At 48.4% G+C, this 8,872-nt stretch carries 13 protein-coding genes; 6 read left to right on the top strand and 7 right to left on the bottom strand.

Translation table 11 applies throughout. The annotated features are described in order from the left end of the window. Together OS189_RS18395 and OS189_RS18390 are read left to right on the top strand one after the other, a co-directional pair. Nucleotides 1-1,211: type IV secretory system conjugative DNA transfer family protein (locus OS189_RS18395; protein WP_267168793.1), on the top strand; the 1,211-nt coding region annotated here is incomplete at its 5' end. Then, complete coding sequence (locus OS189_RS18390) at nt 1,201-1,773, top strand: hypothetical protein (RefSeq protein ID WP_267168792.1); 573 nt, start codon at nt 1,201-1,203, stop codon at nt 1,771-1,773. The genes OS189_RS18395 and OS189_RS18390, both read left to right, overlap by 11 nt. Before the next feature lie 77 nt (nt 1,774-1,850). Here OS189_RS18390 and OS189_RS18385 read toward each other — a convergent pair whose 3' ends face one another. From OS189_RS18385 to OS189_RS18375, 3 genes are read right to left on the bottom strand one after another with little or no spacing between them, the layout of a single operon-like run. Further along, on the bottom strand, nt 1,851-2,159 hold the full coding sequence (locus tag OS189_RS18385) for a hypothetical protein (RefSeq protein ID WP_267168791.1): 309 nt from the start codon (nt 2,157-2,159) through the stop codon (nt 1,851-1,853). Between the two features lie 18 nt (nt 2,160-2,177). Further along, nucleotides 2,178-2,459, bottom strand: coding sequence for a BrnA antitoxin family protein (locus OS189_RS18380; protein ID WP_267168790.1), 282 nt, complete (start codon nt 2,457-2,459; stop codon nt 2,178-2,180). Then, nucleotides 2,431-2,703, bottom strand: a complete 273-nt coding sequence (locus OS189_RS18375) for a BrnT family toxin (RefSeq protein WP_267168789.1) — start codon at nt 2,701-2,703, stop codon at nt 2,431-2,433. Before OS189_RS18375 ends, OS189_RS18380 begins: the two co-directional genes overlap by 29 nt. Nucleotides 2,704-3,469: 766 nt before the next feature. Here OS189_RS18375 and OS189_RS18370 point away from each other — a divergent pair. Then, nucleotides 3,470-4,381 carry a replication initiation protein gene (locus OS189_RS18370; protein WP_267168788.1) on the top strand — a complete coding sequence of 304 codons (912 nt, stop codon included), beginning with the start codon at nt 3,470-3,472 and terminating at the stop codon, nt 4,379-4,381. Between the two features lie 34 nt (nt 4,382-4,415). Beyond that, nucleotides 4,416-4,838, top strand: a complete 423-nt coding sequence (locus tag OS189_RS18365) for a MerR family transcriptional regulator (protein WP_267168787.1) — start codon at nt 4,416-4,418, stop codon at nt 4,836-4,838. A 28-nt stretch (nt 4,839-4,866) separates the two neighbouring features. Here OS189_RS18365 and OS189_RS18360 read toward each other — a convergent pair whose 3' ends face one another. Together OS189_RS18360 and OS189_RS18355 are read right to left on the bottom strand one after the other, a co-directional pair. Then, nucleotides 4,867-5,298, bottom strand: coding sequence for a helix-turn-helix domain-containing protein (locus OS189_RS18360; protein WP_267168786.1), 432 nt, complete (start codon nt 5,296-5,298; stop codon nt 4,867-4,869). A gap of 692 nt (nt 5,299-5,990) precedes the next feature. Beyond that, entirely contained in the window at nt 5,991-6,383 is a 393-nt protein-coding gene (locus tag OS189_RS18355) for a hypothetical protein (RefSeq protein ID WP_267168785.1), read from the bottom strand. Nucleotides 6,384-6,411: 28 nt separating this feature from the next. On the opposite strand from OS189_RS18355, the gene OS189_RS18350 reads away from it, so the two are divergent. Further along, nucleotides 6,412-6,717, top strand: coding sequence for a hypothetical protein (locus OS189_RS18350; protein ID WP_267168784.1), 306 nt, complete (start codon nt 6,412-6,414; stop codon nt 6,715-6,717). Here OS189_RS18350 and OS189_RS18345 read toward each other — a convergent pair. Both OS189_RS18345 and OS189_RS18340 read right to left on the bottom strand, forming a co-directional pair. Further along, complete coding sequence (locus tag OS189_RS18345; RefSeq protein WP_267168783.1) at nt 6,704-7,981, bottom strand: relaxase/mobilization nuclease domain-containing protein; 1,278 nt, start codon at nt 7,979-7,981, stop codon at nt 6,704-6,706. The genes OS189_RS18350 and OS189_RS18345 overlap by 14 nt on opposite strands. Beyond that, nucleotides 7,950-8,309, bottom strand: coding sequence for a plasmid mobilization protein (locus OS189_RS18340; RefSeq protein ID WP_267168782.1), 360 nt, complete (start codon nt 8,307-8,309; stop codon nt 7,950-7,952). The genes OS189_RS18345 and OS189_RS18340 overlap by 32 nt, the downstream gene beginning before the upstream one ends. A 166-nt stretch (nt 8,310-8,475) precedes the next feature. On the opposite strand from OS189_RS18340, the gene OS189_RS18335 reads away from it, so the two are divergent. Further along, on the top strand, nt 8,476-8,872 hold a 397-nt coding region (locus tag OS189_RS18335), incomplete at its 3' end, for a type IV secretory system conjugative DNA transfer family protein (protein WP_267168781.1).

The following is an 8,872-nucleotide window of genomic DNA, read 5'->3' as shown; positions in this document are numbered from 1 at the left end:
CGAATTTGCTCACTTGGGACGGTTCAACCATCGTGATTGATCCTAAAGGCGAGCTGGCGACAAACACGGCAATGCACCGAAAAGGGATGGGGCAAGACGTGTTCATTCTTGACCCGTTCAACGAGGTCAAAGGTGAAGCGTCTGAGCTTCGCACAACGTATAATCCTCTTAGTGAATGTCACCAAGTCGATCAGGATGATGTGGTTGATGAAACCGCCATTCTCGCGGAAAGCCTCATCACGTCTGACGGTGGTAAAAATGAGCACTTCGCTTTGTCCGCTCGCAACTTGATCCGTGGTCTTTGCCTGTACGTCCTCCACACAGCCGGAAAATCGGCCTCTCTGCGTGATGTAAGGGAAATCCTGACCTCACCCCTAGAAGAGCCTGAAAACGCGTCTGAGGGGTCTAAAACCTCCCTCTCCACGCACTTCGATCACATGTTAGAAGCAGAAGATGCTTTCGATGGTGTTTTGGCCGGTGTTGGCGGAACAATGACCGGCAAGCCAAAGGATGAAAAAGGCTCGATCATCTCAACGGCTATCGAACAAACCGCTTTTCTAGATTCCGCGCCAATGCGTACCCACATCGCGGATAGTGGCTTGTCCTCGATGCGCGTTCTCAAGCGCAAGCCAACCACCATTTATCTGGTGTTGCCAGCATCACGAATGGCGACACATGCCAGATGGTTGCGGATGTTGATCACGCAAGCCATGACTGCATTAGAACAGGAAAAAAATGTCACTGGTCGGCCTGTTCTTTTCATTTTGGAAGAGTTTCCGACCTTGGGATATATGCGCCAGATTGAGTCATCTGCCGGTTTAATGGCTGGCTATGATGTGAAGCTGTGGACAGTGATGCAGGATCTGTCACAACTCAAAGCCCATTATCCAAAGTCTTGGGAAACCTTTTTAGGCAACGCTGGGATTATCGAGGCCTTTGGCAACACCGATATGACCACGCTTGAATATCTCTCGAAACGGTTGGGGATGTCTCAATCGGTGCAAATCCAGCCTGAAAATACCTCACTTGAAGGCCAACGCGGTGGCGCAAAAACCGAGCGCGAAACCATCGTCAATGTCCCTCTCATGGCGCCTTATGAGATCGCATTAGCTTTTGAACGAGAGAAACAAAACAAGCTAGTGTTGTTGGCTGGTAAAAAACCGTTTGCCCTGCGCCGTGTCTACTGGAAGGATTTGTTAAATGGCTACTGAGCTGAAGCTGAATACTGAATGGATTGATGATACGACAATCCGCGTTTCTTGGGTGGACACTGTAAGGTCCGACTTTCACAGCTCAAACGGTGTTATATATGGTTCAGTGGGTCTTTCACTCTTCATCGCTGGCATGATTATTTTTTTCAATACATCAAACCCTTCGTGGCTCTGGCTTGGTGTTATAGGGGCAATTTTCGCTCTGTTTATGTGGAAACACGTTGAAAAAGTGCCCAACAATGTGGTGTTAGGAAAGGAAACAACCATTCATGCAGGTAAAACATATCAAACCGTAGAAATCACACGTTTTGAATATGGATTGCGATCCACCTTGACGGGAAATCGCTACGACAATGGAACAGCTGATCCTACCATTTTGCGGATGTGGCTTAACGATAGCACTGCCGTAAAAATATCAGAAAACGGTTGGCAGTTTCAGGTGAACCATGAAATCCGAGCTGCTTTAGATCAGGCTTTGACAGCAGTACGAAAGGATTCAAAGCCTGTAGTGCAGGAGCAAAATCACGGCAAATCAGGTGATTTTGGTGTTCCTGATTACTGATCCTGATTAGAAGACGGTTCGCGATGCTCACGCGCCAAACCCCCCTGTTTTCACTGTCGTGCGGGGGGCTGTGTCGCCTAATCAGGCTTTTGACCCATTTTCCAATTTTGCTCTGAAATATCAGCGAACTCCGCAGACCTCTCTGCGCTTAACTTTTTCTTCTTAGCCTTTGTTGGTTTTGGATTTTCGGACTCTGCACCATGTTCTTTGAACCACTCAGAAATGGGTTCCAAAAATATGCCCATCGCGAACATGGTCGCAGACATACCAAACGCAAACCATGCTACAGACATGTCTTGAGATGCCTCGCCCGGATTACCGTAGTAGAACCCCATACCAAACAGGATGAATGATCCTAGAAATAGTAAAATCCTGAAAAATTCCACAGTTGTTTCCTTGCCTAATCAGGATGGAGTGTAGCGGTTTTTCTTAGCGTCCACATAAGACTGCAAAACAGCGTTCATTCTTGTTAGATGGCCTTTGCCATCCTCCTTGAAAAACTCAAGGATTTCAGTGTTCACACGCAGATGAACTGACGTTTTGCTAGGCCGTGAAACGATTTCTGCATCATCCCAGAAACCGTCTGGCATATCAATTTTCGTTGTATTTTCCTTTGGGGGGAGTAGCTCCCCCCGTTCTTTCATTGCCCTTAACTCGTCAAGGGACGCGGTTTTTATATTGCTCATGTTCTTTTCGGCCTCCTTGCCAAGCTGAAATTATCCTAATTTTACCATCTCGTTCGGTGTGAGTGACGTTGTAAACCTGTCCATCAACCAGACCGAGCGAGTTGAATCTGTCTTCGCCGTAATCTTTGGTTTCGTCTTTCTGCGTTAGTACATCACCTTCGAAAATTAGTGCTGCATCCAGAAAATCTACGCCGTGTTTTTGGTAGTTGCTTACCCGTTTCGCTTCGTCCCATTCAAATTGCACGTTCGGTATTCCTTCAGGTTATAAATTTGGTTCATAGGTTCATCCTCTTTTGAATTGGGTTGGCGCATCTTGCGCCCTCTCTAGCCCATCCATCATTTAATATACACATTTGTGTACACAAAATCAATAGGTACGTTTTCCTAACTCAATGGTGGAACCTAAACCCCCTGAAAACCCCTTGCGATGTTGGTATCTAGCGCGGTTTTGTGTGACAGGTGGTGACGTTGAAATTTCCCTGTTTTCCGAGCCGACTTCATGAAAGCGTCGTTCAGATTTGCATGGTTCTGGTGTCAAGGATTTACCAGCTTGCTGGCGCGTAGCGTCCTTGTCACCATGGTTCTGCATGTCTGATCGTGAGCGTTGAATGTTGGCTTAAACAGATCAGGAAATTTGCCCCTGTTTTTTGAGAGGCTCATTTTTTCTTAGTGCGTGTGCCGAAGGCACATAACCGCGCTTAAGTTATGCGCCCTTAGCGCATTCATTTATCGCCCCGTAGGGGCAATTTGTTCGAGTGTAATAGTGTTCAGTGTCCAGTGCTAGTGTCCTACCACTGAACACTATTACACTGACACTGACTCTTCATGACTACGTTTGGGAGGGTTGAAGACTACGTTTGGGAGGGTAACGACTACGTTTGGGAGGGGAAGCGACTACGTTTGGGAGGGGAAGCGACTACGTTTGGGAGGGGAAGCGACTACGTTTGGGAGGGTCATTTAACTACAAAATAAACTTTGACGACTACTCCTGAATCCTGGATAGTAGTCTAATGTCTGAAATCACCGTCCGCTCTGTTCTGCTAAATCCTTTTCAAAATGACAAACCTTTGACGCCAGCAATGGTGCTTTCGCTGTGGGTCATTGCGGACGCTGTAGACAAGCTAAAACTGGCTGATGGGCATGACACGACAGTTGAGCTGACCATCCCCACATCAAAGCTACGCGGTACAGAAGGCCGGTCAGATAATGCTTGGTTGAAGGTATGCCTTGACCGAATGACTGGCCTCAAAATCAACGGCACGTATCGAGGTGATGATTGGGGCGCGGTGATCCTCGCTGAATGGCGACTAGAGCAAGGTGGTGCAGTTGCACGCCTGTACCTTCCACCATCGTCCATCCAAGCTCTGAGAGCTGGTGACACCTTTGCAAAGATCGAAACTCATGCGGCTTATCGTCTGCAAGGTCATGCTCGCACACTTTATGGCGCGTTGGCTGACAAGAAACGAATGGGTAATAGATATTGGGTCTATGAATTGGATGAACTTAGATACCTCATGAACGTTGGCGATAAAAAAGCCTATAAAAGGTTCAACAATTTCCGCTTTCGCGTGCTTGATCCAGCCATCGAACAGATCAACGATTTTGGAACGGTTGCTGTAAGCATGACACCCCAGAAGGTTGGCCGAACAATCGTCGCCGTTCGGTTTGATTGGGAGTGGAAGTCTATCAGTGAGGCACGCGAAACCGACGAGGAAAACGAACGGTTAAAGATCGCACGGCGCAGAGCTGACAGTGTGCGTGACATGCCTCCTCTATCAAGCCATGACAACGCCCCTGTTATAGACAAGGTCGAAACCAAGCAGATCGCAGATGACAAAGCCGAATATCGGTCATGGTTAGCCAAAAACCCGAAGGGGAAATTCGAAGACTTCTTCGAACAAAAGCACGCTTCCAAAGCCTGACTTCCAAAACTTCGTGAATCATGTAGGCTGTTCAATGAACCGTGCAATCACGGTAACAACTGAACACGGTGACACCCCTATGTTATACACCCTTGGACAGGCTTCTAAAGCCACTGGAAAAGCTAAAGGCACGATAAAAAACGCCATAGATAAAGGGCGAATATCGGCACGAAAGAACGAAATCGGCGAATATGAGATTGACCCCTCTGAACTCCACCGTGTTTATTCACCAGTAACAGAACAGTCACAATTGAACACGGTGATACCCCTTACTGCACCCCCACTAAACACCCCTGAAATCAATCCGTTAGAAGATAAAGTTAAACTGCTTGAACAGACGCTAGAGGATGTTCGCAAAGATCGGGATGAGTGGCGCAAGCAAGCCCAAACGCTGGCTCTATTACCACCTCTGAAAGAGGACAGAGGGCGCGTACTCGGCTTTCTGTGGAAAAAATAATTCCGATGATCGCCACACCTTCCCTTTGTTAGGCTTTCGGGCTGGCTGTGGGCAAAGATACAGCCGGTTTGATTTTGCGTGGAAACTCATTGGGGTATTGCTTGGCTACCTCGGTTAGCATTTCAACAAGAGGGGTGAGGTCATAAGCGTTAGACGCGATCAACCCTTTACTCCGACGCTTCACACGCTTGATCAATGTTAATTCTTCAAGGTGCGATATAGCTCGCAAAACCTGCCGTTCCGAAGTGCCACACCGCACAGAAAGGGTTTTCATGGACGGAAACGGTTGTTCATCCTTTTTCCACCAAGACCCCGACAACTCAATCAATATCAGAAGCTCTAATGGTGAGAGCCTATTGTCAGAATCTATAAATTGGTTTAACAATAACAGATAGTTAGGAACTTGTGAAAATCCTCTATCGGCAACTTTCTCGCCCCATTTATTTGCTACTTCTGACATTTTGACCTCAACAATCCTACGCCTGATCTATACGACAAATCATACAGACTATATGTCGTTGTATATATACACATCAAAACATACGCAACCATGATATACTCATGAACATATACGTATGACATAAATACATCGGTGGCGCATGTTGCCTTTTTGCAACTAAAACCACTGACTTATCAAAAAGCGTGGCTATTTTATTGCCTTCGATCTTTTGTTAGGTGTACTAGGATTTGTGGGCTGGCGAAAGCAAACTCTTGGTAAGTTCATTTGTTCACCGATGGGTGTTCTTACCAGCTTCGTCCTGACTGTGACTCGTTACGTATCGGCAGTTGACGAAGTCGGAGTTCAACGAGTGCTGGATGTAGGCTGGCCCACACTAACCTTCCTTACCTCATCGGCTGTATGATCGGTCGCCTTTACGGCTACGAGAAATAGCGCGGTCGGCTCTAGCTTCTGCGATAGCCCTATCAACGTGGGCATTACCCAGACTAGCTCTCAACTTTTCGTCAAACGTCATGATGCGGTTTGGATTCACTGCACGCTCAAAATCCTCTCGCGCTTTGCATCGTCCTCTTGATGTATCTCCCGCGCATCGTGACGGATATCCGCAACACCCCTTATCTTCTGTTTCCATGAATAGCCCTTCGTTAGACTAAACATATCATATTAAAGGTTAAATTTCTATATTTCGCACTTCAAAGTCCCTGCTGGCGATCCTTGCCCAGCTTACGCTCTGCGCGTTGAGCTTCACGCCTTTGTTCTTTGGCCTTCTCCACCTTCTCCGCGCCCAGCTTTGCCCTCAATTTGTCCTCAAAAGTCACGGCCTTCTTGGGTGTCTGAGGCAACCCAACCTGATCTATCTTTTGCTGTTCCTGCGCCTTCCTGTCTGCAAAATCATGCGCCTCTTGGTGCATCTCTTTCTCAGTTTTCAGACGGCCACCCAAAAATTCGATAGTGGGCTTTGGCTCTTTGGCGTTCGCCCAGCTGTCAAGTTTTGGCGCACGCTCTGCCTCGCGCTCCTGAATCTGCTTCAGTTTGCGGTGATAGTGATCTGCATGGCTTTGGTTTTCTTCTTCAAAATTGGACACTTAGGCCTCCAATATGGTATGATAATAGATGTTTTTATACGAATTGAGAAAGTGGATACTGAAAGTATCGGTTGGCGATAACAAAGAGGCAATGTGCGATGTGAATATCGCTCATGTCGAAAAGCTCTTAGAAATCGAGGATAATGAGGCCTTTGTCGCTATGAGCTTGGTCGTCACAGCGGTTGAAATCGCGGCGGTCGATGGTGGGGAAAAAGGCTTGTTAGCCTTTGCTGATTACCTTCGGGAAAAAGCCGATGGCATCGAAAGACGCATCAAACGCCATAATTTCAAAGTCGTAAGAGATCGACTACCTGAGCCGGTCAATCGGGAGTGATCCCCCTATCGCGTGGCCGGCTTCTCTGTCGGCGTGTACGCGTCCGCGCCTTAGCCTTTGCTTCCTCAACAGCCTTTGCGCCTTTGGCTTGTGTCAGTTTTTCCTCAAAGGTTTGCCGTTTCTCCGTGTCCTTCCGCCGGTCTGACTTTTCGACAAATTCCTGACCGGATTCATTCAGTGTTTTGTCTTTCCAAACTTCATCTGCTTTGGCTTTAGTGTCCTGATACCGCCTATCATCCTCGGCCTTGTGCATGGCCTTCAACTTGTCACGGTCGTATTTCCAAGCCTTTGTGACTTCACGACCGGCATCGACTGTCCGCCCCTTCTGTTTCTGGGCGATAGCTTTGCGCTCGTTGTCCTGTGTCTCGATGAAGTCTCGGCGCAACTGACCGCCACCCATAATCGCATTGACCAAGTTCCAAACCTTGCCCTTGGGTTGACCAAGCGCAAATGCAATGCGCCTGGTCAACCCTGCGTCAAAGTCGCGTAAACCCTTTTTCTGCCGTTGGAACACATCGCGCCAGATCGGCTTATAGAGCTGTTTGATTTCATCACGGCGCAAGGCAAAGCGTTCTTCTTTCTGACGCCATAGCGCATCAAGCTGGCTTTTTCGGGGTGCGCTTGCATCGGCGCGGTCGGCACGAAAAAAATCCCAAATATCTTTTGTTTGGGATTTTTTCCACGCCGTCCACTCCTGCCGTGTCAAACTCTGATCTTTGACAAACTCACCCTTGCGCCGTTTTTGGTTTTCTTCGCGCTGTGGGCAAAAATGCTCCTCGCCTCGCTCCTTGCGATACTGCAAAGCCCAATCGGATAGGATGAGCCGGTCATTGCCCATGTTGGACGCCTTGCCGGTCTCTGGGCAAACACGGTTCACCATCACATGCACATGCGTGTGATCCGTGTCGTTGTGGCCGATAATCACGGCCTGACGATCGGCAACGCCGAGGCGTTTCAAGGTAGCCTGTACGGCCTCCAGTTGTTCCGCCTGTGTCGGGTTTTCGGATGGATGCCAAGCTAAGGAGTAGCAGTAAACTGGCGTTTCCAGTTTCCGGCCTCCCTTGATACCGGATGCCTGTTTGAGCTGGTTTGCATGTGTCGCGGTATCGACCATGTGCGCAATGGCGATATCAGGGTTTTCAGTTGGCAGGTTTGACGTGTGAACAAAGGCCACACGGTCGGCCGTCATGGCGTTCTTATCGTGCAGATAATAAAGCCCTGCACCTTTGAAGCTACGGCCTGATTTTGCGACTCTTGGGATCATGGTTCAACCACTGGTCAAAGAGGGTGTCTAGCTTGACGCATACCGCCAAAAGCTCGGACGGTGGCACAGACTTCTGTGCGTTCATCGCCTTCGAAATCTGGTTCAGATTTACACCGATACGGCGCAACTCATCACGAGTTACAAAATCCGGCGAAGTCGATTTTTGAACGGTGATGGATTTGCCAAGGGCAGCGGCGCGAACAAACGCTGTGACGTTTGTTTCGCCAGCATCCGCCTTGGCGTTGAGCTTCGCAAGCTCGACAGGTGAGAGAGGGATGCGAACGCCTTCGGTGCGTTTCAAAGCAGGGTCGATCTTTGGTCGTGCCATGCTTGCTCCTTTCTTTCTCAAGCTGGGGTGTTGGGGGGTGGCGTTTACCCCCTAACCGAGGTTTATATGTAATATAAACATATCTCGCTACTCTAAAACTATACCATTATTTCCCTAGCAAAACCTTAACGGCTAACATGATCAAATATTAGCAAAAGGATTCTTCGTGGCGCAATATATCAGACCTGAAACCCCTTCCGCCTCATGGCTTGATCCTGCCGAACTGGCCTCCGAAAAATTCACAATGGCCGATGGTCGCATCCTTCTGGGACGCACAAAAGATCGTCAAATCGGCATAGATGATAACCGCCATATTGCGACGATTGCCGGATCACGCGCAGGTAAATCGGCAACCTCCCTCATGTCGAATTTGCTCACTTGGGACGGTTCAACCATCGTGATTGATCCTAAAGGCGAGCTGGCGACAAACACGGCAATGCACCGAAAAGGGATGGGGCAAGACGTGTTCATTCTTGACCCGTTCAACGAGGTCAAAGGTGAAGCGTCTGAGCTTCGCACAACGTATAATCCTCTTAGTGAATGTCACCAAGTCGATCAGGATG

The organism is Sulfitobacter sp. F26169L (assembly GCF_026410285.1).
Lineage (GTDB): Bacteria > Pseudomonadota > Alphaproteobacteria > Rhodobacterales > Rhodobacteraceae > Sulfitobacter.
This window is presented reverse-complemented; position numbering and strand designations above follow the sequence as displayed.